This window comes from Bradyrhizobium sp. SZCCHNRI3052 (genome assembly GCF_032484895.1).
Classification (GTDB): domain Bacteria; phylum Pseudomonadota; class Alphaproteobacteria; order Rhizobiales; family Xanthobacteraceae; genus Bradyrhizobium.
On the sequence record NZ_JAUETW010000004.1, the window covers coordinates 307757 to 332474 of the forward strand.

The following is a 24718-nucleotide window of genomic DNA, read 5'->3' on the forward strand; positions in this document are numbered from 1 at the left end:
CCGGAGAGCGCCCTTTGCAGATTGAAGCAGTGCCTCGATCAGGTGTTCATCGACTCGAAGAACTCGGCATTGCTCTTGGTGCTGCGGAGCTTGTCGAGCAGGAAGTCGATCGCGTCCATGGTGCCCATCGGATTGAGGATGCGGCGGAGCACGTACATCTTCTTGAGGTTCTGCGGCTCGGTGATGAGCTCTTCCTTGCGGGTGCCGGAGCGGGCGATGTCGATCGCCGGGAAGGTCCGCTTGTCCGCGACCTTGCGGTCGAGGATGAGCTCGGAGTTGCCGGTGCCCTTGAACTCCTCGAAGATGACCTCGTCCATGCGGCTGCCGGTGTCGACCAGCGCGGTCGCGATGATCGTGAGCGAGCCGCCTTCCTCAATGTTGCGGGCAGCGCCGAAGAAGCGCTTGGGACGCTGCAGCGCGTTGGCGTCGACGCCGCCGGTCAGCACCTTGCCGGAGGACGGCACGACGGTGTTGTAGGCGCGGCCGAGACGGGTGATCGAGTCGAGCAGGATAACGACGTCGCGGCCGTGCTCGACCAGGCGCTTGGCCTTCTCGATCACCATCTCCGCGACCTGGACGTGACGGGCGGCCGGCTCGTCGAAGGTGGATGACACGACCTCGCCCTTGACCGAGCGCTGCATGTCCGTGACTTCTTCCGGACGCTCGTCGATCAGCAGCACGATCAGGTAGCACTCCGGATGATTGGCCGTGATCGAGTGCGCGATGTTCTGCATCAGCACCGTCTTGCCGGTGCGCGGCGGCGCCACGATCAGCGCGCGCTGTCCCTTGCCGATCGGCGCGACGATGTCGATGACGCGTGGCGACAGATCCTTGCGGGTCGGATCCTCGAGCTCGAGCCGGAAGCGCTCGTCCGGAAACAGCGGCGTCAGATTGTCGAAATTGACCTTGTGCTTGGACTTCTCGGGATCCTCGAAGTTCAGCGTGTTGACCTTGAGCAGCGCGAAATAGCGTTCGCCTTCTTTCGGGCTGCGGATATGCCCTTCGATCGTGTCACCGGTGCGCAGGCCGAAGCGTCGGATCTGCGACGGCGAGACATAGATGTCGTCGGGACCGGGCAGGTAGTTCGCATCCGGCGAGCGCAGGAAGCCGAAGCCGTCGGAGAGCACCTCGACGACGCCCTCACCGATGATGTCGGTTTCCTGGATCGCGAGCTGCTTGAGGATGGCGAACATCAGCTCCTGCTTGCGCATCGTGCTGGCGTTCTCGACCCCGTTTTCCTCCGCGAAGGAGACGAGCTCGGCCGGCGTCTTTGACTTGAGGTCCTGTAGTTTGATTTCCCGCATTGGGGTGGTCCTGTGGAAGCGACTTGGGAGGGATGCGAGGTGGCTGTGGGAAGGCGGACGAAATGAGGTCCGCAGGTCTGAGCAAGGTTGGCGCCGATGAGGCACCAGACCTGATGCGGCGGCCGGTCAAGCCGGAACGCAACCACATCCGCCTGCGTGGGGTGGGATATCCATAATATAGAAAATCGCGCCGTCGTCTGCAAGGCATCTGCAGCGGAGCGGTATTCCCTGGGAAGCGGTCAGAACGGCTTGACGATGACGAGAATCACGATGCCGATCATCAGCACCGTTGGTACCTCATTGATATACCGGTAGAATTTCTGGCTTCGGGTGTTCTTGTCGGCGCCGAATTCTCTGACCCAGCGGGTGAACAGTCCATGGACCCCGGACATGATCAGCACCAGCAGAAATTTCGCATGAAACCAACCGCTGGTATACCAGTGGCCGGACCAGGCCAGATAGAGTCCGGCAAGCCACGTCACGGTGATCGCCGGATTGATGATCGCCTTGAGCAGGCGCCGTTCCATGATCTTGAACGTCTCGGACTGCTTCGAGCCGATCTCGGCGTCGCAATGATAGACGAACAGCCGTGGCAGATACAGCATGCCGGCCATCCACGCGATGACAGCGATGACGTGAAGGGCCTTGATCCACTCATACATCGGAAACGCGTGATCCTCTCGGCTGGCGATCAGCTTGCGTGTCGAGACATATCCGCTCGCTCAGTCCCCTCCAAACCAAATAATTTTAGAATCTTAAGGTTTGAGTCTAGGTAGCGGTGGATTGGACTCATGCAATGTCATCCGCAGTCTGCCCGCAGCTTGTTCACATCCCTCAACATGCGAGCTGCGCACGCCGGATCGCCCCAGAGTCCGATGTGATTCAGACGCTTGTCGAAATCCTTCGACAGCTTATCCAGAGACAAATGGGCCTCGTCCCGATATCATCGCGCTGCTGCCTGACGTTGTCCCGGACGGCGACCATGTGCAGAACAATCGGGGTTATACAAAGGGAGCGGTCCGAGGCGGCTTTTTGGCCCCATCCTTCACAGGGATTCACAGATCGTTAAGGATTTGATGCCCACCACCGGCAACTACTTTCACCTCCATCTGGTTTCCGATTCGACGGGCGAAACCCTGATCACGGTCGCGCGTGCGGTCGCCGCGCAATACACCAACGTGACCCCGGTCGAGCACGTGTACCCGCTGGTGCGGAGCCAGAAGCAGCTCGACCGCGTGCTCGACGAGATCGAGGAAGCGCCGGGCATCGTTCTGTTCACGCTGCTCGAGAAGGATCTGGTCAGCCGGCTCGAAGCCAAGTGCCAGCAGATCAACATCCCGAGCCTGTCGATCATCGGTCCGGTGATGCAGCTGTTCGAGGCCTATCTCGGCGCATCGACCGCCGGCCGCGTCGGTGCGCAGCACGTGCTCAATGCCGAATATTTCGCCCGCATCGATGCGCTGAACTACACGATGCTCCACGATGACGGGCAGATGGTCGACGGCCTCGAAGACGCCGAAGTGGTGCTGGTGGGCGTCAGCCGGACGTCGAAGACTCCGACCTCGATCTATCTCGCCAACCGCGGCGTGCGCACCGCCAACGTGCCGCTGGTCCCGGGCATTCCGATCCCGCATCAGCTCGAGATATTGAAGAAGCCGCTGGTGGTCAGCCTGCATGCGACCCCGGAGCGGCTGATCCAAGTGCGGCAGAATCGCCTGCTCAGCATGGGTGCGGAATCCGGCAATGAAAACTATGTCGACAAGCAGTCGGTGACGGACGAGGTCGCCTATGCACGCAAGCTGAGTGCGAAGTTCAACTGGGTCATGCTCGACGTGACGCGGCGCTCGATCGAGGAGACGGCCGCCGCGATCCTGAAACTCTATACCGACCGGCAGCGGCAGCGGCTTCCGGACTAGTGAGCGGATCAATGTCCATCTGGTGCAGTGACGAGCCTCTCATTCTGGCATCGCAGAGCCGCGCGCGGCGGATGCTGCTCGCGAACGCAGGACTCCCGTGCGAGGCGCTTCCCGCCGATATCGACGAACGCGCGGTGCAGGCCGAAGCCGGCCTGGTCGCGCCCTACGAGATCGCGTTGCACCTTGCCAACGCGAAGGCCGCAGCGGTCTCGGCAAACAGGCCCAATTCATATGTGGTGGGCGCGGATCAGACGCTGGCATTGGGTGAGCGCATGTTCAACAAGCCAGCCGGCCGCCAGCATGCCATGCAGCAACTGTTGGCGCTGGGCGGACGCACCCATGCGCTGCACTCGGCCATCGCCGTGGTCCGCAATGGCGAGGTGCTGTTCTCGCACGTCGCCGTCGCCTGGATGACGATGCGTGCCCTCACCGAAACCGAGATCGCAGCCTATCTCGATGCCGCCGGCGAAACCGTCACATCCAGCGTCGGCGCCTACCAGCTGGAAGGGCTCGGCGTGCACCTGTTCGACCGCATCGACGGCGATCACTTCACCATCCTCGGCCTGCCGCTGCTGCCGCTGCTAGCCTATTTTCGCGAAGCGAAGCTGCTCAGGATCTGAGGCCGACCGCAGCCACGCGCAAGGGGGAGTGACCGCGGATGAGAGTGCTGGGTCTGACCGGCTCGATGGGCATGGGCAAGTCGACGACCGCAAAGCTGTTCGCCGAAGCCGGCGTCCCGGTCTATGACGCCGACGCGACCGTTCATAAGGTCTATGAGGGCGAAGCCGCGCCGGCGATCGAAGCCGAATTTCCCGGGACCACGGTGGACGGCAAGGTGGATCGGGCCAGGCTCTCCGCCAAGGTCGTCGGCGATCCCGACGCGATCCGCAGGCTCGAAGCGATCGTGCACCCGATGCTGCGCTCCTATCATCAGAAGTTTCTCGACGACGCCGAGCAGTCCGGCGTGCCCGTTGCCGTCGTCGATGTCCCCTTGCTGTTCGAGACCGGCGGCGACAAGCGCGTCGATGCCGTGGTGGTGGTGTCGACCGCGCCCGAGATCCAGCGTCAGCGCATTCTGGCGCGCGGCACGATGACGGAAGAAGCGCTCGATGCGCTGCTCGCACGGCAGATGCCGGATGCCGAGAAGCGCAAGCGCGCCGATTTCGTCGTGGATACCTCGCACGGGCTCGATCCGGTGCGGGCACGCATCCGCGACATCCTGGCGGAGGTCGTTAGAATGCCACAGCGCCGGGGCTGATTCGCGAACGCCGGCCGCGCGGAATTCGACGGATCAAATCAGATGCGTGAGATCGTTCTCGACACCGAAACCACCGGCCTCGACGCCCTGCGCGGCGACCGCCTGGTCGAGATCGGCTGCGTCGAGATCATCAACCGCATGCCCACCGGCCAAGTCTACCACCGCTACATCAATCCCGAACGTGACATGCCGGCGGAAGCGTTCGCGGTTCACGGACTGTCGAGCGAGTTCCTCGCGGACAAGCCGCTGTTTCACGAGATCGTGGAGGAGTTCCTGGAATTCATCGGCGATGCCCCGCTGGTGATCCACAACGCCTCGTTCGACATCGGCTTCATCAACGCCGAGCTCGACCGGGTCAAGCGCGCGGCCATTCCGAGGGACCGTCTGGTCGACACGCTGCTGCTGGCACGTCGCAAGCATCCCGGCGTGTCGAACCGCCTCGACGACCTCTGCTCGCGCTATGCGATCGACAACTCACGCCGCACCAAGCACGGCGCGTTGCTCGACGCCGAGCTGCTGGCGGAGGTCTATGTCGATCTGGTCGGGGCGCGGCAGTCGCAGCTGATCCTGACCCAGGACAGCCAGGAGATCCGCATCGGATCTGCCGGCGAGACGCCGCGCCGTCAGCGCGAGCAGCCGCTGTTGCCGCGGGTCACGGATGCGGAGCGAGAGGCGCATCGCGCCTTCATCGCCACCCTCGGCGACAAGCCGATCTGGACGGAGTTTCTCGCCGGCACGTGATCCGCTTGATCGGCAGCGGATCACGCCCGGCAAGCATCAATCGTAAGCTGAACCGGATCAGCTCGACAGCACCTGGCCGCCCTGGGCCGCCGCCTGGCGCTCCATGTTCTGGCGGTACAGGCCGACGAAATCGACCGGGTCCAGCATCAGCGGCGGGAAGCCGCCGTCGCGCACCGAATTGGCGACGATCTCGCGGGCGAACGGGAACAGCAGGCGCGGGCATTCGATCAGCAGCATCGGCGACAGGTTCTCGCGCGGAATGTTGACCAGCCGGAACACGCCGCCATAGACCAACTCGAAGCTGAACATCACCTGGCTGCCGCTCTCGGCCTTGCCCTCGATCGTCAGCGTCACCTCGTACTCGGTGTCATTCAGAGCATTGGCGCCGACATTGATCTGGATGTTGATCTGCGGCGGCTGGCCCTGCGGCGCCAGGGACTGCGGAGCGTTCGGATTCTCGAACGAGAGATCCTTGATGTATTGCGCCAGCACGTTCAGTTGAGGAGGAGGAGCCGCCTCGGGAGTGGCGCCGTTACCGTTGGTCATCGCAGTGTTCTCCAGGCAAAAAGGGCGGGTCGTTGCGGCGCGTGGCTACCATAGGGCCGGCTTGTTCCACAAGGACGAGGCACGGACGCCGCGAAAGGCCGAGGCAGACGGTTGATCGGGCCGCCATGCCTCTATTTGTCGCATCGGCCCGGGGGCGGAACCAGCGACCGTCCTACTCTGTTCCAATCCAAGGTCGATCGGATTTCCCCTTGAGAGGGAAAAGGGTTAGGATCACCGGGCCACAATGTGCCATTGGCCGGGCCCAATTCGATGACTACATCCGGGTCGACCGAGGGATTCACGGGTCTTTACCTGGATCCTGTAGAACGGGTGCCCGGTGGCCGGGCTCCGCGTTCGGCTCGACAAGTCAGAAAGCGAACACGAAGTGGACATTTATACCATCATCTTCCTGGCGCTGGCGGTCTTCATCTTCATCCGCCTGCGCGCCGTGCTCGGGCAGCGCACCGGGAGCGAGCGGACGCCGTTCGATCATGCCGCCCGAAACGCGGTCCAGGGCGCGCCGGACAACCACGTCATGCCGGTTCCCAACAAGCCCATCGATCCCTCGGCTGCGGTCCCCGGCGGCGAGATGCCGGCGCCGGGCGATCGCTGGCGCGGCCTAGCCGAGCCGGGCACACCGCTCGCCCGTGGCCTCGACGCGATCGTCGCCGACGACTCGTCGTTCGATCCGCGCCATTTCCTGACCGGCGCGCGCAGTGCCTACGAGATGATCGTGCTGGCGTTCGCCAATGGCGATCGCCGCGCATTGCGCGACCTGTTGTCGTCCGAGGTCTATGAGAGTTTCGACGCCGTCATCAAGGAGCGTGAGAAGCAGGAGCAGAAGACCGAAACCCGCTTCGTCTCCATCGATACCGCCGAACTGGTCGGTGCCGAGCTGCGCGACCGCACCGCACAGGTGACGGTGCGCTTCGTCTCGCAAATGATCTCGGTGACACGCGACAAGGGGGGCAACATCGTCGACGGCAATCCGGACAAGGTCGCCGACATCACCGACATCTGGACTTTCGCCCGCGATACCGGCTCGCGCGATCCCAATTGGAAGCTGGTCGGCACCGGCAGCCATTGATGGAATAGGTTGCCGCCGCCGGCGCTACATCGGGAGATCGCCCGCTCTCGATGTCGACCCAGTTCTGCAAGGAGGACGACGAGGTCCATCCTCGGCTTTTTGACCCGGATCTTTTCAGCATCCCGTTTTCTCTGAATTTCGCGTTGAGTGGTACTTTGATGGTGCAAGCATGGTTCGCGAAATTTGGAAGCGGGGTTTCACCGCTCATCGCCTGAAATACTGGACGCCGGCGCTCGCCCTGAGCGTCGCCGCCGTGGCGCTCGCCCCTTATGCGGCCGAGGCGGTGCGCTCGCGCCACCGGGCGGCGACGCCCCCGGTGCGCCACCTGCCCTACCCGCAACTCGACTGGCCGCTCGAGATCAGCAACAGCCAGTACCTGCCATTGGCCTGGAACGACGTGCCCGGCTGGAACGACGACGACCAGCTTGCGGCCTATCGGACGTTCCGCGCCAGCTGCAAGCCGATCGCCGCAAAGACGGATGCAGCGCCGGATGCCAAGGCGGATGGCAAGCCGCTGGGCGATTCCCTGCGCGATCCCTGTCGCGACGCTCGGGCCACCGATCTCGCCGACAATGCTGCGGCAAGGGCCTTTTTCGAACGGCACTTCGAGCCGCTGAAGATCTCCAAGCTCGGCGATGCCGATGGCTTCGTCACCGGCTACTACGAACCCGTCATCGAGGGCTCGCGGACCCAGAACGAGGTCTACAACGTTCCGGTCTATCGTCGCCCCTCCAATCTGTTCGTCCGTGGCTTTAAGCAGGACGCGACGAGTCTGCCCAACAAGGGTCCCGTCTATCGGAAGATCGGACGGCGCAAGCTGGTCCCCTATTACGACCGCGCGGAGATCGAGGACGGCGCCATCGAGGGCCGCGGCCTGGAGATCGCGTGGCTCAGGAATCAGACTGACCTGCTGTTTGCCCAGATCCAGGGATCGGCGCGCATCAGTCTCGACGACGGCTCGACCATCCGCATCAACTACGATGCCTATAATGGCCTTCCCTACACACCGGTCGGCCGCATCCTGATCGAACGCGGCATCATTCCGCGCGAGCAGATGTCGATGCAGCGTATCCGCGACTGGATGGAGCAGAATCCGGAAGGTGCCAACGAGCTGCGGCGGATGAACCGCTCCTACATCTTCTTCCGCGAGGTGCAGCTGTCGGAGAAGGACGAGGCGGTCGGCGCGCAGGGCATCCCGCTGACGCCCGGCCGTTCGATCGCGGTCGACAAGTCGCTGCACGTCTATGGCACGCCGTTCTTCATCACCGGCGAGCTGCCGATCGAATCCGAGAAGTCGAAGACCGCGTTCCACCGGCTGATGATTGCGCAGGATACAGGCTCGGCGATCGTCGGACCTGCGCGCGCCGATCTCTATTTCGGCGCCGGCCAGGACGCCGGCAAGGTTTCCGGCCGTCTCAAGCACAGCATCCAGTTCGTGATGCTGGTGCCGAAGAGCCTCGATCCGGTCGCGCGTGGCCGCAAGATGCCGCTGCCGGATGCACGCCCGTCGGAGAAGATCGCGAAACTGTTTCCGCAGGTGCTGCCGAAGGAGGCCGCCAAAGCCGCCGCCTCCTCGGTCAACGATGCGAAGGCCCCTGCTTCCGCCGCGAGCGCAATCCCGGCGACCACGGTGGCGCAGAACGTTGTGGCGCCGCAGCCCGTGCCCCTGCCCGAGGCCCGCCCCCGTATCGAAAGTGATCGCAATATCCGCCGATTGCGTTATGGCAGGCGCCATCGCAACCGCCGATGACAAGCCGTCTCCATGTCTGAAGATCCCGAGCCGCCGCGCGGCCGTCGCAAGCGTGGCCTCTCCGAGGACGAGCGCACCCTGTGGGAGACGGTGGCGCGCCAGGTCAAGCCGCTGCGCAAGACGCACCGTCCGGTGCGGCCGCATCCGCCGATGGTGACGGCCGAGCCGCAGCCGGACAAGCCGATGATGACACCGCGGCCGGTCGCGCCGGTGGTCGTGCCCAAGCCGGCCCGGCCGGCGATCCCGCCGCTGGTCTCGCTCGGCCGCAAGGAGCGGTCGAAGCTGTCGCGCGGCCGCAGCGAGATCGATGCGCGGCTCGATCTGCACGGCATGACCCAGAGTCGGGCGCATCAGGCGCTGCATCATTTCCTGCATCGCGCCCAGCATGACGGTCTCACCTTCGTGTTGGTCATCACCGGCAAGGGCACCATCGGGGCGGATCCCGAACGCGGCGTGCTCCGGCGGCAGGTGCCGCATTGGCTTAGCCTGCCGGAATTCCGCTCGCTCATCGTCGGCTTCGAGGAGGCTCATGTCGGCCATGGCGGCGCCGGCGCGCTCTATGTCCGGATCAGGCGCGCCCGCGGCTGAGCGTCAGAACGGGCGGATGATCCCGATCCGCGGTACGGCGGTGACGATCCAGCCCAGGATCGTCGTCATGCGGTCGTCGGCGTCGATCGGAGTGATCGGCTTGGTCGCAGGAAGCGTCTTCAGCGCGTGCAGCATCAGTACCATGCAGACCACCCAGCTCGAGATCCAGCGCGAATAGTCGAACACCATGGCGAACATGACGAGGTAAGCGGAGCTGATGACGATCAGCGCGGCGATGACGATCTGGCGATGGCGCTTGTCAGCCAAGGCGCCGATGAGATCCTTGAGATTCCGCCACAGCGGCGCGTGCAGCCACAGCAGCAGCGCATAGATGGGCAGGCCCAGCAGGTTCGACGGCAGCCGCGCCCAGGTGTCCTGCACCTCCTTGGCGAGCGGCTGATACCAGACATAGGCGAACTGCAAGAGCTCAGTGCGCGACGGATCGACCATGCGGGAGCGCAAGTAGGACATGAAGTCGACCTCGGGCAGCGGCATGGTGCCGAGGAATTGCGCCGCGAGGAACAGCGCGCCGAGGCCGAGCAGCGCGCTAGCGCCGACTGCAATATCCAGGCGAGTGAGGGGACGTGTCAGGTAGTAGCGCAGCACGACGATCGCGGTGATGGTCGGCACGTACATCAGCAGATGGATGTGATGAATCAGCACGAGCAGGGCCGAGATCAATGCCGCAAGCAGCACGTAGGCCAGCGTGCGCGCCGGCACCAGCAGCAGGACGATCGCGCCGAGACAGCCATAGATGTCGAAATGGCCGAGCGTGAACAGGAAGTTCTTGAACACGAACGGCGAGCAGGCGGTGAAGATGAACAGCGGCAGCCGTGCGCGATCAAAGCCGAACGTGCGGCGGAAGAGCTGTGCGAACAGTGCGAGGGTGATGAGCCAGACGCAACCGGCCAGCGCGAAAACCAGCCAGACCGGCACCTTCGCGGCGAACAGGCCGACCATGGCACCGATCAGCGCGCGCTTGATGAAGCCGAAGTGATAGTCGACCAGCAGATGGATGTACGGAATGTAGGGCGGCAGCGTGATCTTGTGCAGGAACACGCCGAGCATCACGGCGGCGTTGACGGCGAGCATCAGGCGCCAGTGTTTGCTGGAGGCGGCGGTCATGCGGCGTCCGAGCGGTGATAGATGGAGACGAGGTCGTCGCCCCGTCCACCACTGTCGTCCCGGCCTTGAGCCGGGACCCATAGCCGCCGCCGTTCGTGGTGAGGCAAGGCTGGAGCCGCCATCGTGAGTCACAATCAGCTTTGGTGGTTATGGGTCCCCGCGTTCGCGGGGACGACAGCGGATTTTGACGCCGCGCCGGAGCGAAGAAGCTCAGCGCTTGCTAGGCGCAGCCGACTACAAAATGAACCGGCTGAGATCCGCGTTCTTGGCGAGGTCGCCGATGTGTTGCTGCACATACGCAGCGTCGACGCGCATGGTTTCGCCGTTACGATCGGACGCCGTGAAGGAGATCTCGTCGAGCACGCGCTCCATCACCGTCTGCAGCCGGCGCGCGCCGATGTTCTCGACCGTCGAATTCACCGCGACCGCGATGTCGGCGAGCGCGTCGATCGCATCGTCGGTGATGTCGAGCGTCACGCCCTCGGTCTGCATCAGCGCGACATATTGCTTGATCAGCGATGCCTCCGGCTCGGTCAGGATGCGCCGCATGTCGTCGCGCGTCAGCGCCTGCAGCTCGACCCGGATCGGCAATCGTCCCTGCAGCTCCGGCAAGAGGTCCGAGGGCTTGGCGATGTGGAACGCGCCGGAGGCAATGAACAGGACGTGGTCGGTCTTGACGGCGCCATGCTTGGTCGAGACCGTCGTGCCCTCGATCAGCGGCAGCAGGTCACGCTGCACGCCCTCGCGCGAGACGTCGCCGCCGGCGCGGTTCTCGCGCACGCAGATCTTGTCGATCTCGTCGAGAAACACGATGCCGTTGTTCTCGACCACGCTGATTGCTTCCTGCACCAACTGCTCGCTGTCGAGCAGCTTGTCGGATTCTTCCGCGATCAGGATGTCGTGCGAGGCCTCGACCGTCACGCGCCGCGTCTTGGTGCGGCCGCCGAGCTTGCCGAAGATGTCGCCGATCGAGATCGCGCCCATCTGGGCTCCCGGCATGCCGGGGATCTCGAACATCGGCAAGCCGCCGCCGGAGGACTGCGTCTCGATCTCGATCTCCTTGTCGTTGAGCTCGCCGGCACGCAGCTTGCGGCGGAACGAGTCGCGCGTCGCAGCACTCGCATTGGCGCCGACCAGCGCGTCGAGGACGCGCTCCTCGGCGGCGAGCTGCGCGCGGGCGGCGACGTCCTTGCGCTTGCGCTCCCGGACCTGGGCGATCGCGACCTCGACGAGGTCGCGGATGATCTGCTCGACGTCGCGGCCGACATAGCCGACCTCGGTGAACTTGGTCGCCTCGACCTTGAGGAACGGTGCGCCCGCAAGCTTGGCCAGCCGCCGGGCGATCTCGGTCTTGCCGACGCCGGTCGGCCCGATCATCAGGATGTTCTTTGGCAGCACCTCTTCGCGCAGGCCTGCATCGAGCTGCAGCCGGCGCCAGCGGTTGCGCAAGGCAATGGACACCGCCCGCTTGGCGTCGGCCTGGCCGACGATGTAGCGGTCGAGTTCGGAGACGATTTCGCGGGGTGAAAAGTCGGTCATGAGGCTCTAGCTAGGGTCGGACGGGGATGAGGGCAAGCCGGATTTCCGCCGTCACAGGAGCGGCGGTCCGGCCTGCCACTGCCGGATCGCCTCGGTTGGATAGATCAGCATCAAGATGTTCAGGGTCAGGTTGTCACGGATGTGCAGGCCCACCCCGATCTCGAACGCGACTGCAATCACGACGGTCAGCCAGACCGGCAGCACCCGCGCCAGCAGGAAGCCGGTCATCATCGCCAGCGTATCGCCGACCGAGTTCACGATGCTGTCGCCGAAATAGTCCAGCGAGATCGTGGCGGCACGATAGCGCTCGATGATGAAGCTGGAGTTCTCGACCAGCTCCCAGGCGCCCTCGATCAGCATCGCGATGATCAGCCGCCCCTGCCACGGCAGAAACGGCAGAACCAGCGCGGTCAGCGCATAGAACAGGAAGCCGTGAATGACATGGGAGAACGTGTACCAGTCGGCGAGATGCTGGGAGTTCTCCGAGCTCTGCACCACGCCGTGCCACAGCTTGACCGTGCCGCAGGCGCAGATCGGCAGCCGGCCCATCGCGAACAACAGTGCGGCCTGCAGCGCCAGCAGACCGAGCGCCAGGATGAGCCAGGGTCCGGACCAATGCCGGGACGGGGCGCCGATCTCGTCCGCGGTCATCGTCTACTCGGCCGACAGCGCTTCGATGGTGATGTTGCGGTTGGTGTAGACGCAGATGTCGGCGGCGATGTCGAGCGAGCGGCGCACGATGCTCTCGGCGTCCTTGTCGGTGTCGATCAGCGCACGCGCGGCCGCAAGCGCATAGTTGCCGCCGGAGCCGATCGCCATCACGCCGGCCTCCGGTTCCAGGACGTCGCCCGTCCCGGTCAGCACCAGCGAGACCTCCTTGTCGGCCACGATCATCATGGCTTCGAGCCGCCGCAGATAGCGGTCGGTGCGCCAGTCCTTGGCGAGCTCGACCGCGGCCCGGGTCAGCTGACCCGGATATTGCTCGAGCTTGCTCTCCAGCCGCTCGAACAGGGTGAACGCGTCGGCGGTGGCGCCGGCGAAGCCGCCGATGACGTCGCCCTTGCCGAGCTTGCGCACCTTCTTGGCATTGGACTTGATCACGGTCTGGCCGATCGAGACCTGGCCGTCGCCACCGATCACCACCCTGCCCCCCTTGCGGACGGTCAGAATCGTGGTGCCGTGCCAGACGGTGGGCTCGTTCGAGGATGCGTGCATGGGGGATCCCTGGTTGATGCCCTGATTTAGGCGCTCAGGCGTCGGGATACAATTACCGGGTCCCTGCCCTGCCCGACCCGGTCTTGAAATCCGCTCACCATGGCCCGAGATCAGGCCTCATGGGGGTCATCCCGCAGTAGCTAAGGTGTCATCCGCCTGATAAAAGGGCCGCGTTTTCAAGGGAAAGCTGACCCCATGCGTAGCGCGACCATCAAGCGCAAGACCAAAGAGACCGAGATCGAGGTGTCCGTGAACCTCGACGGCACCGGCGTCGTGAACATCGCGACCGGGATCGGCTTCTTCGATCACATGCTGGATCTGCTGGCCCGGCATTCCCGCATCGACATGACCGTCAAGGCGGTCGGCGACCTCCATATCGATTTCCACCACACCACCGAGGATGTCGGCATCGCCCTCGGCCAGGCCGTGCGTCAGGCGCTCGGCGACATGGCCGGCATCACCCGTTACGCCTCGATCCACATGCCGATGGACGAGACCCTGACGCGCGTCGTGATCGACGTATCGGGCCGGCCGATGCTGGTATTCCGCACGACCTTTGCGCGCGACAAGATCGGCGAGTTCGACACCGAGCTGGTGCGCGAGTGGTTCAACGCCTTTGCCATGAACGCCGGCATCACCCTGCATGTCGAGACGCTGTACGGCGAGAACGCCCATCATATCGCCGAATCCTGCTTCAAGGGTCTGGCGCGGGCCCTCCGCGCAGCCCTTGCGATCGATCCTCGCAATCAGGGCGAAGTGCCATCCACCAAGGGTCAGCTCGGCGGCTGACCTCCCTCCTCCCAAGGGATTATCGACATGCCCGTCTATACGGTTCACGCTCCCCTGGCCGCCGGGGTCGATCTGCGTTCGACCGATCGCTTTGTCTTCATCCGCGACGGCTTCCATTTCTGGGCCGCCGTGCTCGGCGCCGTCTGGCTGGCCTGGCATCGTCTCTGGCTTGCGATGCTCGTCTGGGCCGTGCTGATGATCGCGCTCGACGTCATCCTGGCGCGCGTCGGCGTCAGCGGCGGCGCGATTGCCGGCATCGATCTGTTGCTTGCGATCCTGCTCGGGCTCGAAGCCTCGAGCCTGAAGCGCTGGAGCTACTCGCGCGGCAATTGGCGCCAGATCGACGTCGTCGTCGCCGACGATCTCGATGCCGCCGAGCGCCGCTTCTTCGAGCGCTGGGCCGCCCGGCGCAGCACGCTCGGCTACGACAATCACACCGTCGATCGCGGCGCGGCGCCGCCGACACGCGACAATGGCAATGGGCAGCACCCGCCGCCGCTGCCGCATGCCAGCATCATTGGCTTGTTTCCCGAACCCGGAGGTGGACGATGAGTGTTGCGATCATCGATTACGGCTCTGGCAATCTTCATTCCGCCGCCAAGGCGTTCGAGCGCGCCGCGCGCGGCATGGCGGATCCGCAGAAGGTCGTCGTGACGCGCGATCCCGATACGGTCTATCGCGCCGATCGCATCGTGTTACCCGGCGTCGGCGCCTTCGCCGACTGCCGTCGTGGCCTCGACTCCGTCAACGGCATGCTGGAGGCGATGACCGAAGCCGTACGCCACAAGGCGCGGCCGTTCTTCGGCATCTGCGTCGGCATGCAGCTGATGGCGACGCGCGGCAAGGAGCACGTCACCACCGACGGCTTCAACTGGGTCGCCGGCGACGTCGAGAAGATCGCCCCTCGTGACGAGAGCCTGAAGATCCCACATATGGGCTGGAACACGCTCGATATGGTGCAGGAGCATCCGGTGCTGGAGCGGCTGCCGCTCGGACCGAAGGGCCTGCACGCCTATTTCGTGCACTCCTATCACTTGAATGCCGTCAACGAGAGCGACGTTCTGGCACGCGCCGACTACGGCGGACCGGTCACCGCGATCGTCGGCAAGGACACCGCGATCGGCACCCAATTCCATCCCGAGAAGAGCCAGCGTTTCGGTCTCGCCCTCATTTCCAACTTCCTGAAGTGGAAGCCGTGAGCGCTTTCGTCCTGTTCGCCGCAACAGGCGGGCAGGGTGCGCTCTTGAAAGACAACTGACATGATCCTGTTTCCCGCCATCGATCTGAAGAACGGCCAGTGCGTGCGCCTGGAGCAGGGCGACATGGCGCGCGCCACCGTGTTCAACCTCGATCCCGCCGCGCAGGCCAAGAGCTTCGCCGACCAGGGGTTCGACTATCTCCACGTCGTGGATCTCGACGGCGCCTTCGCCGGCAAGCCGATGAATGCGCACGCCGTGGAAGCGATGTTGAAAGTCGTCAAGATGCCGGTGCAGCTCGGCGGCGGCATCCGCGATCTCAAGACGGTGGAGGCTTGGCTCAGCAAAGGCATCACCCGTGTCATCATCGGCACCGCGGCGGTGCGCGATCCCGAGCTGGTGAAGACCGCAGCCAAGGCCTTCCCCGGCCGCGTCGCCGTCGGGCTCGATGCGCGCGACGGCAAGGTCGCCGTCGAGGGCTGGGCCGAGACATCCGAAGTGACCGCGCTCGACATTGCCAAGCGTTTCGAGGACGCCGGCGTCGCCGCGATCATCTTCACCGACATCGCGCGCGACGGCCTGCTCAAGGGCCTCAACCTCGATGCCACGATCGCGCTAGGTGACGCCATCTCGATTCCCGTGATTGCCTCCGGCGGCCTGGCCTCGATCGAGGACGTCAAGGCGATGCTGACACCGCGGGCGAAAAAGCTCGAAGGCGCCATCGCCGGCCGCGCGCTCTATGACGGCCGCCTCGATCCCGCGGAAGCACTGGCGCTGATCCGCGCGGCGCGTGCGTAGGAGGAAACAGGATGTTCAAGGTCCGTGTCATTCCCTGCCTCGACGTCAAGGACGGACGAGTCGTCAAGGGCGTCAACTTCGTCAATCTGCGCGATGCCGGCGATCCGGTCGAAGCCGCGATCGCCTATGACGCGGCCGGCGCCGACGAGCTGTGCTTCCTCGACATCACCGCCACCCATGAGAACCGCGGCATCATGCTGGACGTCGTCCGGCGCACGGCGGAGGCCTGCTTCATGCCGGTCACGGTCGGCGGCGGCGTGCGCACCATCGACGACATCAAGACCCTGCTGCGTTCCGGCGCCGACAAGGTTTCGATCAATTCGGCCGCGGTGAGCAGGCGCGAATTCGTCAAGGAGGCGGCCGAGAAGTTCGGCGAGCAGTGCATCGTGGTGGCGATCGACGCCAAGTCCGTGTCGCGGCCGGGCGGCGGCAGCCGCTGGGAGATCTTCACCCATGGCGGCCGCAAATCGACCGGCATCGATGCCCTGGAATACGCCCAGGAGGTGGTCGCGCTCGGTGCCGGCGAGATCCTGCTGACCTCGATGGACCGCGACGGCACCCGCCAGGGCTTCGACCTGCCGCTGACCCGGGCAGTCGCCGACAGCGTCCCGGTGCCGGTGATCGCCTCCGGCGGTGTCGGTAACCTCGATCATCTGGTGGACGGCATCCGCGAGGGCCACGCGACCGCGGTGCTGGCGGCGTCAATCTTCCATTTCGGGGAATTTACCATCCGGCAGGCCAAGGAGCACATGGTGCGCCAGGGGCTGCCGATGCGGCTCGATCCCTGACGACATTGCGTCGCAAAAATGTTAGATGAACGCTGGTCCGGCCGCCGTGGTCGGGCAGGCGTTCCGAGTACCGGCTGATGTCCCGCTTCACGCTTCACGACCTGGCTGCCATCATCGACGCGCGCGCCGCGGCGGGCGGTGAGGCGTCCTATACGCGCAAGCTGCTCGACAAGGGCCCGCCGCAATGCGCCAAGAAGATGGGCGAGGAGGCGGTCGAGACGGTCATCGCCGCACTTGGCACCGACCGTGAGCATCTGATCTCCGAAAGCGCCGACCTGCTGTTTCATCTGTTGGTGTTGTTGAAGTCGCGCGACGTCCGGCTCGAGGAGGTCGAGGCGGCGCTTGGCAAGCGGACCGGCCAATCGGGGCTGGAAGAAAAGGCGTCGCGCAAGACGGAGTAGGGCGCGACGGCGGGGGAAACGAAGGGCAGCGTCATGGACATGCGCACCACCGAACAACAATATAATCCGTACCGCGTCTTCACGCGCGAACAATGGGCCGAGCTGCGCAACGACACGCCGATGACCTTGGAGCCCGGCGAGTTCTCCAAGCTGCGGTCGATGCACGATCGTCTCGACCTTCAGGAGGTCGAGGACATCTACCTCCCGCTGTCGCGATTGCTGTCGATGTATGTCGATGCGGCGCAGCGGCTGTACTACGCGCAGCGCCAGTTTCTCGGCATCCGCGACCGTAAGATGCCCTACATCATCGGCGTCGCCGGCTCGGTGGCGGTCGGCAAGTCGACCACTGCGCGCGTGCTGCAGGCGTTGCTGACCCGCTGGTCGCCGCGGCCCAAGGTCGATCTCATCACCACCGACGGCTTCCTGTATCCGAACGCGGTGCTGGAGCGGCAGGGCCTGATGCAGAAGAAGGGCTTTCCGGAAAGCTATGACCTGCCGCGGCTGCTCGGTTTTCTCTCCGACATCAAGGCCGGCCGCCATCCCGTGCGCGCACCGGTGTATTCCCATCTGAGTTACGACATCGTCCCCAATCAGTGGGCCGAGATCGACCAGCCGGACATCCTGATCGTCGAAGGCGTCAACGTGCTGCAGACCGGACCGCTGCCGCGCGATGGCCAGGCCGTACCGGTCGTCTCCGACTTCTTCGACTTCTCGGTCTACATCGACGCCGACGAGGCGATCCTGCGCAAATGGTACGTCAAGCGCTTCCTGTCGCTGCGCGACACGGCGTTCCATGATCCGCGGTCCTACTTCAACCGCTACGCGCTGCTGTCGGACGAGGAGGCCATCGCCACCGCGATCGCGATCTGGGAGCGCACCAACCTGGCCAATCTCGAGGACAACATCCTCCCGACACGGCCGCGTGCGACCCTGATCCTGAAGAAGGGCGCGGATCACGAGATCGAGACGGTGGCGCTCAGGCGGTTGTGAGCGGGGCCCGCGAGCGCGGCGCCGAGCTGATCCGCTCCAACTAATGACCTACGCTGGCACCTGTCGCGCCGCCGCCAGATTCGCCAGCGCCTCGTCGAGCTTGTCGCGATCGATCGGCTTGACCAGGAACCCATCCATGCCCGCCTCGAAGCAGGCGTAACGGTCCTCGACCAGGGCATTGGCCGTGAGCGCCAGGATCGGGGTGCGCCCGCCGGGCTCGCTGGCCTCGATCGCGCGAATGCGCCTGGCGGCGGCAATGCCGTCGAGCTTCGGCATCTGCACGTCCATCAGGATCAGATCATAGGGCGCGCCGGCCGAGCGCGCCGCGAGCCAGGAGTCCAGCGCGGCTTCGCCATGCACGGCGATGTCGGCGTGGTGGCCGAGCTTGCTCAGCAGCGAGCGCATCAGCAGTGCGTTGATGTCGTTGTCCTCGGCGACCAGGATGGACAGTCCCGCGCCGGCCTGGGCCGCGATCGGCGGCGCGATGGTCGGGATCGGATCGTCGGCCATGACCGTGCCGTCGGTGTCGAAGCTCACGCGCGCGGCGAGCGAGGCGGCCCGCAGCGGCTTGACGAGATAGCCGTTGAATGGCGCCCCTGGCGCCAGCTCGTGGCGGCTCGCCGGTGTCACCAGCACGATCAGCCGCGTCGTATGATGTCGCGCGACCCCGCCCACACGCAGCGATTCATCGCCGCCGATGCTGTCGTCGACCAGCACGGCGTGCCAGGCGCGTTCGGGCAGCAGGGCCTCCGCCACCTCGGCCTCGGCGACCAGGCAGGTCTGCGCGCCCCAGTTCTGCAAGCGCCGCTCGATCAGCTCGGCCTGCAGCCCGGCCGGCGCGACCAGCATGATCGACCGTCCTGCGAGATCGGGGCCGCGGAAGCTGTTCTGCTCGCCGCGCTCCAGCGCCGGCGGCAGCGGCACCGACACCTCGAAGGTCGAGCCGGCGCCGAGCGCGCTCTGCAGCGCGATGCGGCCGCCCATCCGCTTGACGATCCGGTCCGAGATCGCAAGGCCAAGCCCGGTGCCGCCGAAGCTGCGCGCCACGCTGTCGTCGGCCTGCTCGAATTCGCGGAAGATGCGCTCCTGCGCGTCGGCTGCGATGCCGATGCCGGTGTCGCACACCTGGAAGCTGATCTCGTTCGGCCAGATGCCGGGCTCGGCGATCAGGGCAACGCCGCCCGTCGCGGTGAATTTGATGGCGTTGCCGGCGAGGTTGAGCAGCACCTGGCGCAGCCGCGCGGCGTCGCCCGTCACCCAGGTCGGCAGCCGCTCGTCGAGATAGGCCGCGATCTCCAGTTGCTTGGCCTGTGCCCGTGGCGCCAGCAGCTCGGTGATCTCCTCGATCAGCGCCGCCAGCGAGAACGGCTGCGCCTCGAGCGCCAGCTTGCCCGCTTCGATCTTGGAATAGTCGAGCAGCTCGTCGATCAGCGACATCAAGGCCTCACCCGAGGTGCGGACCGCCTTGGCGTAGGTCGTCTGCTCCGGCGTCAGTTGCGTCTCGAGCAGCAGCCCGCTCATGCCGAGGATGCCGTTCAGCGGCGTGCGGATCTCATGGCTCGCCATCGCCAGGAACCGCGACTTGGCGCGGTTCGCGGCATTGGCCTGGTCGCGCGCCTCCGCCAGCGCCCGCTCGGTCTCGGTGCGGTCGGTGACGTCGCGGCCGACACATTGCAGCACGGCGGGCTGGCCGGCGTCGGAACGCACCAGCGCCTCGCGCCACGCGATCCAGCGCGGCCCGATCGCGCTCTCGATACGCTGGTCGTGGACGCGCGTGCCGTTCGGCTCCAGCGCGCTGTCGCCCTGCTCGATCAGCTCAAAGGTGAACGCGCTGCCGAGCAGGTTGTCGCGATCTATCCCCGCCATCCGGCAATAGGCGTCGTTGACGAAGATGATGCTGCCGTCGCGCGCGCGCATGACGATGAGGTCGCCCTGCTGCTCGAACAGATTGCGGGCGCGCTGCTCGGCTTCCTGCAGCTCCCAGTTCCGGTCGGCCAGCACCTCGTTGTGGAGCGCAATCTTGTGCATCTTCCTGGCGACGAAGCGCAGCCGCATGCTGAGCGTGGCCAGGCCGACGCAGGCGAGCGCGAACAGGAAGCTGGCGCCGATCGCGAACGTGTGCGGGTTATAGCCGGAGTTGTCGGAGATGCTGGCCTTGATGAAGCCGTACGCGCCGCCGAAGCCGGCGGAGAAGATCATCAGCGAGCGCAGGATGGCGAAGATGGTCCGGTGACGGCGCATGAACCGGCGCAGGCGCAGCCTGACGTGAAAAATCGGTCCCATCTCGATCACCCCCGACGATTTCGATCCCAATGTCATGGCCGGCCCGCACCATGCGGCGTCGGTATTGCTGAGACTTTGAAAGGTCTGCACGCGCGATGAAGCCGTGCTGAGATGGTGAACCGGGCGTTAGCCCGACTCACAGAACCGGATCGGCGGGCGGTGAGTCATGGCCGCGGGCCGAGACGATGAGCGCGGCGGCGTCTCGCGCCGTGGCGTGGCTGGAGCGGACGTGGATGCGATCGTCGGCGTGAGCATCTGCTGCGCTGTCCTTGGCGAGATGGATTCGGGGCACGTCAGGATGCGGATCGGCGGCGATCGCGACGACCGCGGTCGCGGCAGTCATGCCGCAGCCACGATCCTCCTTGGCGAGCACATCGTCGACCACGACGAAATCGGCCGTCTCCGGACTGTCGGCCAGCGCCACGCTGATAGTGGCGAGCGCCGGGTCATCGGTGAAGTCGACATGGAGATCGGCGGTAAACGGCGCCGAGCCGCGCGAGATGCTGTCGGCGCCGACGGCAATGCAGGGCTGCGGGGAGGGCGCCAATTCGAGTCTGGCGATGACTGCGGCCGCGATCAGCGGCACGGCCGAGACAAGGACCTTGAAACGCAACATGATACGCACCGACGGGGCAGGCCTAATGACGGAACGCGGGCCTTATGGTTGTCGGAGCGTAAAGAGAAGTCGTTACCAGAGTGTTGAGGGGGAGGGGGCGCCCTTACGCCGCGTGGCGATTGTCCTCCGCCAGCGCGCGATACGACAGCGCCTCGGCCAGATGCAGCCGGCCGATCGCATCAGTGTGGTCGAGATCGGCGAGCGTCCGCGCCACGCGCAGCACGCGGTGATAGCCGCGGGCGGACAGCCGCATCGTCTCGGCGGCTTCGCGCAGCAGCTTCTGGCCGGGCGCATCCAGCCTGGCGACCTCGTCGAGCACGGCGGCGGGGGCCTCGGCGTTGGTCCGGATGTGTGGCAGGCCGGCCTTGGCATAGCGCTCGCGCTGCAGGTCGCGTGCAGCGGCGACGCGGGCGGCGACCTCGGCCGAGCCTTCCTTGGCGGGCGGCAGGATGAGGTCGGCGGCGGTGACGGCGGGGACCTCGATGCGCAGGTCGATGCGGTCCATCAGCGGGCCGGAGATGCGCATCTGGTAGTCGGCGGTGCAGCGGTCGATGCGGCCGCGCTTGCAGGCGTAGCCGGGCTCGAAGGCGTTGCCGCAGCGGCACGGATTCATCGCCGCGACCAGCATGAAGCGGGCAGGGTAGGTGACGCGGTGGTTGGCGCGCGAGATCGAGACCTCGCCATTCTCCAGCGGCTGGCGCAGCGAATCCAGCACGCGCGGATCGAACTCCGGCAGCTCGTCGAGGAACAGCACGCCCTGATGCGCCAGCGAGATCTCGCCGGGGCGGGCGCGCAGGCCGCCGCCGGTCAGCGCCGCCATGCTCGCGGAATGATGCGGGCTGCGGAACGGCCGTCGCGACGTCAGCGCGCCGCCCTCGATCTCGCCGGCGACCGAGGCGATCATCGAGACTTCCAAGAGCTCCGCCGGCGACAGCGGCGGCAGGATCGAGGGCAGCCGCGCCGCCAGCATCGACTTGCCGGCGCCGGGCGAGCCGATCATCAGCAGATGATGCCCGCCGGCGGCCGCGATCTCGAGCGCGCGCTTGCCGCTCTCCTGGCCCTTGATGTCGCGCAGATCGAGCAGACTGGCGGGTGCCTCCTGGATCTTCGGCTGCGGCCGCGACAGCACCTGCGTGCCCTTGAAATGGTTGGCGATCTGGATCAGCGAGCTCGCCGCGATGATCTGCAGGTCCGGGCTCGCCCACGCCGCCTCGGCGCCGCAGGCGGCCGGGCAGATCAATCCTTCCTCGCGCGCATTGGCGCCGATCGCCGTCGGCAGCACGCCAGCAACCGGCGCGATCGAGCCGTCGAGTCCGAGCTCGCCGAGCACCGTGAAGCCGCCGAGCGCATCCGGCGGAATGGCCCCGATCGCGGCCATCAGGCCGAGCGCGATCGGCAGATCGTAATGGCTGCCTTCCTTGGGCACGTCGGCTGGCGCCAGGTTGACGGTGATGCGCCGCGCCGGCAGCGCCAGGCCCGAAGCGATCAGCGCCGAACGGACCCGCTCGCGCGCCTCGGACACGGCCTTGTCCGGCAATCCGACGATCGCAAACGCCGGCAGCCCCGGCGCGACCTGGACCTGCACGTCGACCGCGCGGGCCTCGATCCCCTCGAAGGCGACGGTGGAAACGCGCTGGACCATGATGCCCCTCCCGGACAAGGAGGCTAGCGGAAGCCGGCATCGTTCGCAAGAACAATACGGGAACATCGTTGTTGCCGCGCTCTGCCGCAATCCATTAACGACAGCCGCGTGGGGTTTCAGCTCCGCCCGCTGCGCTTAACGCCCCTTTAGTCCGGCCTTCGCATTCTTCCTCAATTGATGATCGACCCGCGCCTCCGTCACAGCCGAGGGAGGCGCCCAACGAGGGACGTGCGATGCCTCCAGCGCCTGCGGCAGCTCCGACCGCCAAGACGCCCGCCGGTGATGCGCGGACGGTGTCCGAGCTCGCCACCGACATGCTGCGCCGGACCACCAGCCTGTTCCTGGCCGGTCCGCGGCCGGCGTCCGCCGAGCAGCTCGATCTCTACGATCAGATGTTCGCCCGGCTGATGCCGCAGGTCGCGACCGAGTTGCTCGCCGAGCTGAGCATGGCGCTCGCCGGCGTCGAGCGCGCGCCTTACGCGACGGCGCGGATGCTCGCCGTTCACCCCGAATTGCGCGTCGCCGGGCCGATGCTGGCCAAGGCGGCGGTGCTGACCGAGCGCGATCTCGCCGAGTTCATCCGCACCGGCAGCCCGGCGCATCTCGTCGCGATCGCCAGCCGCAGGGGCATCGGCGACAGCCTCACGACGCAGCTGATCGCGCGCGGCTTTCCGGCGGTGCGCATGGCGCTGGCGCAGAATCTTTCCGCCCGGCTGTCCGAGGACGGCTATCGCAGCCTGTTCAAGATCGCCGAGCGCGACGAGGATCTCGCCGAGAAGCTGGCGCTGCGCACCGACCTGCCGGCCAAGCTGTCGCGGGCCTTCGTCGCCGCGGCCAGCGAGGGCGCCCGCGCCCGCTTCATCAAGGCCGCGCCGCCGGCGACCCGCGCCACCCTGCAGGCGACGCCGACCCGCTCGCCCGGCGCGGCAATGCGCGCGATCTGGGATTATCAGCAGGTCAAGGCCGAGGTTGCCGCCCTCAGCCGGACCGGCAAGCTCGGCGACTCCGCCGTCAACCGCTTCTGCGCCACCGGCGATTTCCCTGCCGTGATCGCAGCGCTGGCGCTGCTCTGCGTCGTCACCATCGAGACGATCGAATCGCTGCTGGAGGAGGACCGCATCACGGACCTGCTGCTGGCCTGCAAGGCCGCGCGGCTCAGCTGGGCGACGACGTCGATGATCCTGCGCGACCGGCCCGGCTGCGACGCGCTTCCGGCCGATGACCTCGAGGAGGCGCGCAAGCGCTTCGAGAAGCTCGCACTGTCAGAAGCGCAATGGAAGGTGCGCGGGCTCGAATCGCGCTGAGCGAGCGCGAGAAGCGGCGTCAGCCCGGCGGCGTGCTCGGATAGGCCGTGAAGTCGATCTTGAACATCGCCGGATCGAGCTTCTTGGTCGTATCCAGATTGTAGACGGCAATCGTGGTGTCGTAGCCCTGCGGATCGGTCACGGTCCACTGCTTGAGCTGGCCGTCCTTGGCGCCGAGCATCAGCATCAGCCGGCTGGTCCCGATCAGGGCCTGCTTCTCTTCGATCGTGATCGTGACGTAGAGGTCGTCGGCGGCGACCGCGATCACGTTGGTGTCCTTCAACAGGTCGATGCGGTCGGACAGCAGATAACGCAGCGGCGTCTGCGACAGCGGATAGACGTCCTGGGTCGCGAGCTTGCGGTCGCGCACCACCAAGGAAGAGCCGTCGGCGATGATGTCGATCGGCGTCGGCGGCTCGTATTCGAAGCGGACCTTGCCGGGCTTCTGGATGTAGAAATCGCCCTTGGTCTTGCTGCCGTCCGGGCCGACCTGGACGAAGTTCCCGACCAGGGTCTGCAGCGACGACAGATAGGCGCTGACCTTGGCCGCCTGCGCCTTCTGGTTGGCGTCGAACGAGGTGAAGATGCTGGCCGGCACGTTGCGCCGGGGATCGGGAATGACCGGGTTGGGCGGGGCCGTCTGGGTGGTCGAGGGGCTCTGGCCGGCCCGCTGCTGGTCGGAGGCGCTGAGCTGGGAGCCGCTCTTCGGGCCTGATTTCGGAGCCGGCGTGCCCTGCGCGGCGGCGTGACCGGACGCACCGGCGACAGAGCATATCGTCACGGCGCAGGCGACCAGCCAAGCGCCGATCCGGCGCCCGCGCCAAGCTGCGTGATACGAAAAC

General features: G+C 65.9%; 26 protein-coding genes. 15 read left to right on the top strand and 11 right to left on the bottom strand.

Annotated elements, in window-relative coordinates:
- Positions 1 to 38 precede the first annotated feature (38 nt).
- Both rho and hemJ read right to left on the bottom strand, forming a co-directional pair.
- Positions 39 to 1304, bottom strand: a complete 1266-nt coding sequence (rho, locus tag QW887_RS15040) for a transcription termination factor Rho (RefSeq protein ID WP_008965552.1) — start codon at positions 1302 to 1304, stop codon at positions 39 to 41.
- Between the two features lie 239 nt (positions 1305 to 1543).
- Positions 1544 to 1966, bottom strand: coding sequence for a protoporphyrinogen oxidase HemJ (hemJ, locus tag QW887_RS15045; protein ID WP_316166404.1), 423 nt, complete (start codon positions 1964 to 1966; stop codon positions 1544 to 1546).
- Between the two features lie 414 nt (positions 1967 to 2380).
- On the opposite strand from hemJ, the gene QW887_RS15050 reads away from it, so the two are divergent.
- The 4 genes from QW887_RS15050 to dnaQ are packed head-to-tail and all read left to right on the top strand — an operon-like array spanning position 2381 to position 5219.
- Complete coding sequence (locus QW887_RS15050) at positions 2381 to 3220, top strand: pyruvate, water dikinase regulatory protein (RefSeq protein WP_316166406.1); 840 nt, start codon at positions 2381 to 2383, stop codon at positions 3218 to 3220.
- A gap of 11 nt (positions 3221 to 3231) precedes the next feature.
- Positions 3232 to 3840 carry a Maf family protein gene (locus QW887_RS15055; protein WP_316172919.1) on the top strand — a complete coding sequence of 203 codons (609 nt, stop codon included), beginning with the start codon at positions 3232 to 3234 and terminating at the stop codon, positions 3838 to 3840.
- Between the two features lie 38 nt (positions 3841 to 3878).
- Positions 3879 to 4478: a dephospho-CoA kinase gene (gene coaE, locus QW887_RS15060; RefSeq protein ID WP_315716799.1), complete on the top strand. Its 600-nt coding sequence runs from the start codon at positions 3879 to 3881 to the stop codon at positions 4476 to 4478.
- 42 nt (positions 4479 to 4520) lie between these two features.
- A complete protein-coding gene (gene dnaQ / locus QW887_RS15065; RefSeq protein ID WP_315716798.1) occupies positions 4521 to 5219 on the top strand; it encodes a DNA polymerase III subunit epsilon in 699 nt (232 codons plus the stop codon).
- 57 nt (positions 5220 to 5276) lie between these two features.
- Here dnaQ and secB read toward each other — a convergent pair whose 3' ends face one another.
- Positions 5277 to 5765 carry a protein-export chaperone SecB gene (gene secB / locus QW887_RS15070; protein ID WP_315716797.1) on the bottom strand — a complete coding sequence of 163 codons (489 nt, stop codon included), beginning with the start codon at positions 5763 to 5765 and terminating at the stop codon, positions 5277 to 5279.
- Between the two features lie 385 nt (positions 5766 to 6150).
- On the opposite strand from secB, the gene QW887_RS15075 reads away from it, so the two are divergent.
- The 3 genes from QW887_RS15075 (at position 6151) to QW887_RS15085 (ending at position 9190) form a co-directional block, all read left to right on the top strand.
- Positions 6151 to 6852, top strand: coding sequence for a Tim44/TimA family putative adaptor protein (locus QW887_RS15075; protein WP_315716796.1), 702 nt, complete (start codon positions 6151 to 6153; stop codon positions 6850 to 6852).
- A gap of 169 nt (positions 6853 to 7021) precedes the next feature.
- Positions 7022 to 8602: a murein transglycosylase A gene (locus QW887_RS15080; protein WP_315716795.1), complete on the top strand. Its 1581-nt coding sequence runs from the start codon at positions 7022 to 7024 to the stop codon at positions 8600 to 8602.
- A gap of 12 nt (positions 8603 to 8614) precedes the next feature.
- Entirely contained in the window at positions 8615 to 9190 is a 576-nt protein-coding gene (locus tag QW887_RS15085) for a Smr/MutS family protein (RefSeq protein WP_315716794.1), read from the top strand.
- A 3-nt stretch (positions 9191 to 9193) separates the two neighbouring features.
- Here the strand turns inward: QW887_RS15085 and QW887_RS15090 are convergent, their stop codons facing one another.
- The 4 genes from QW887_RS15090 to hslV form a co-directional block, all read right to left on the bottom strand.
- Entirely contained in the window at positions 9194 to 10315 is a 1122-nt protein-coding gene (locus QW887_RS15090) for a hypothetical protein (RefSeq protein WP_315716793.1), read from the bottom strand.
- Positions 10316 to 10549: 234 nt separating this feature from the next.
- Positions 10550 to 11854: an ATP-dependent protease ATPase subunit HslU gene (hslU, locus tag QW887_RS15095; protein ID WP_315716792.1), complete on the bottom strand. Its 1305-nt coding sequence runs from the start codon at positions 11852 to 11854 to the stop codon at positions 10550 to 10552.
- 51 nt (positions 11855 to 11905) lie between these two features.
- Entirely contained in the window at positions 11906 to 12505 is a 600-nt protein-coding gene (locus QW887_RS15100; RefSeq protein WP_315716791.1) for a DUF2585 domain-containing protein, read from the bottom strand.
- Between the two features lie 3 nt (positions 12506 to 12508).
- Positions 12509 to 13069 (bottom strand): ATP-dependent protease subunit HslV, encoded by a 561-nt coding sequence (gene hslV, locus QW887_RS15105; protein ID WP_315716790.1) that lies wholly within the window; start codon positions 13067 to 13069, stop codon positions 12509 to 12511.
- A gap of 195 nt (positions 13070 to 13264) precedes the next feature.
- On the opposite strand from hslV, the gene hisB reads away from it, so the two are divergent.
- The 7 genes from hisB (at position 13265) to coaA (ending at position 18031) form a co-directional block, all read left to right on the top strand.
- On the top strand, positions 13265 to 13858 hold the full coding sequence (gene hisB, locus QW887_RS15110; RefSeq protein WP_315716789.1) for an imidazoleglycerol-phosphate dehydratase HisB: 594 nt from the start codon (positions 13265 to 13267) through the stop codon (positions 13856 to 13858).
- 27 nt (positions 13859 to 13885) lie between these two features.
- Positions 13886 to 14410 (top strand): DUF2628 domain-containing protein, encoded by a 525-nt coding sequence (locus QW887_RS15115; protein ID WP_315716788.1) that lies wholly within the window; start codon positions 13886 to 13888, stop codon positions 14408 to 14410.
- Entirely contained in the window at positions 14407 to 15057 is a 651-nt protein-coding gene (gene hisH / locus QW887_RS15120; RefSeq protein ID WP_315716787.1) for an imidazole glycerol phosphate synthase subunit HisH, read from the top strand. Before QW887_RS15115 ends, hisH begins: the two co-directional genes overlap by 4 nt.
- A gap of 60 nt (positions 15058 to 15117) precedes the next feature.
- A complete protein-coding gene (hisA, locus tag QW887_RS15125; RefSeq protein ID WP_315716786.1) occupies positions 15118 to 15852 on the top strand; it encodes a 1-(5-phosphoribosyl)-5-[(5-phosphoribosylamino)methylideneamino]imidazole-4-carboxamide isomerase in 735 nt (244 codons plus the stop codon).
- Between the two features lie 11 nt (positions 15853 to 15863).
- The gene (hisF, locus tag QW887_RS15130) at positions 15864 to 16640 is read left to right on the top strand and encodes an imidazole glycerol phosphate synthase subunit HisF (RefSeq protein WP_315716785.1); all 777 of its coding nucleotides are present in this window, start codon (positions 15864 to 15866) and stop codon (positions 16638 to 16640) included.
- A gap of 77 nt (positions 16641 to 16717) precedes the next feature.
- The gene (locus QW887_RS15135; protein ID WP_315716784.1) at positions 16718 to 17041 is read left to right on the top strand and encodes a phosphoribosyl-ATP diphosphatase; all 324 of its coding nucleotides are present in this window, start codon (positions 16718 to 16720) and stop codon (positions 17039 to 17041) included.
- Positions 17042 to 17074: 33 nt separating this feature from the next.
- Entirely contained in the window at positions 17075 to 18031 is a 957-nt protein-coding gene (gene coaA, locus QW887_RS15140; RefSeq protein ID WP_315716783.1) for a type I pantothenate kinase, read from the top strand.
- 48 nt (positions 18032 to 18079) lie between these two features.
- On the opposite strand, the gene QW887_RS15145 is transcribed toward coaA, so the two are convergent.
- The 3 genes from QW887_RS15145 to QW887_RS15155 form a co-directional block, all read right to left on the bottom strand.
- Complete coding sequence (locus QW887_RS15145) at positions 18080 to 20314, bottom strand: PAS domain-containing hybrid sensor histidine kinase/response regulator (RefSeq protein WP_315716782.1); 2235 nt, start codon at positions 20312 to 20314, stop codon at positions 18080 to 18082.
- 136 nt (positions 20315 to 20450) lie between these two features.
- Entirely contained in the window at positions 20451 to 20930 is a 480-nt protein-coding gene (locus QW887_RS15150; protein ID WP_316173458.1) for a hypothetical protein, read from the bottom strand.
- 103 nt (positions 20931 to 21033) lie between these two features.
- Entirely contained in the window at positions 21034 to 22572 is a 1539-nt protein-coding gene (locus QW887_RS15155; RefSeq protein ID WP_316194669.1) for a YifB family Mg chelatase-like AAA ATPase, read from the bottom strand.
- A 233-nt stretch (positions 22573 to 22805) separates the two neighbouring features.
- On the opposite strand from QW887_RS15155, the gene QW887_RS15160 reads away from it, so the two are divergent.
- Positions 22806 to 23876, top strand: a complete 1071-nt coding sequence (locus QW887_RS15160) for a DUF2336 domain-containing protein (RefSeq protein WP_315716779.1) — start codon at positions 22806 to 22808, stop codon at positions 23874 to 23876.
- Between the two features lie 19 nt (positions 23877 to 23895).
- Here the strand turns inward: QW887_RS15160 and QW887_RS15165 are convergent, their stop codons facing one another.
- Positions 23896 to 24657 (bottom strand): outer membrane lipoprotein carrier protein LolA, encoded by a 762-nt coding sequence (locus tag QW887_RS15165; RefSeq protein WP_315716778.1) that lies wholly within the window; start codon positions 24655 to 24657, stop codon positions 23896 to 23898.
- Positions 24658 to 24718 lie beyond the last annotated feature (61 nt).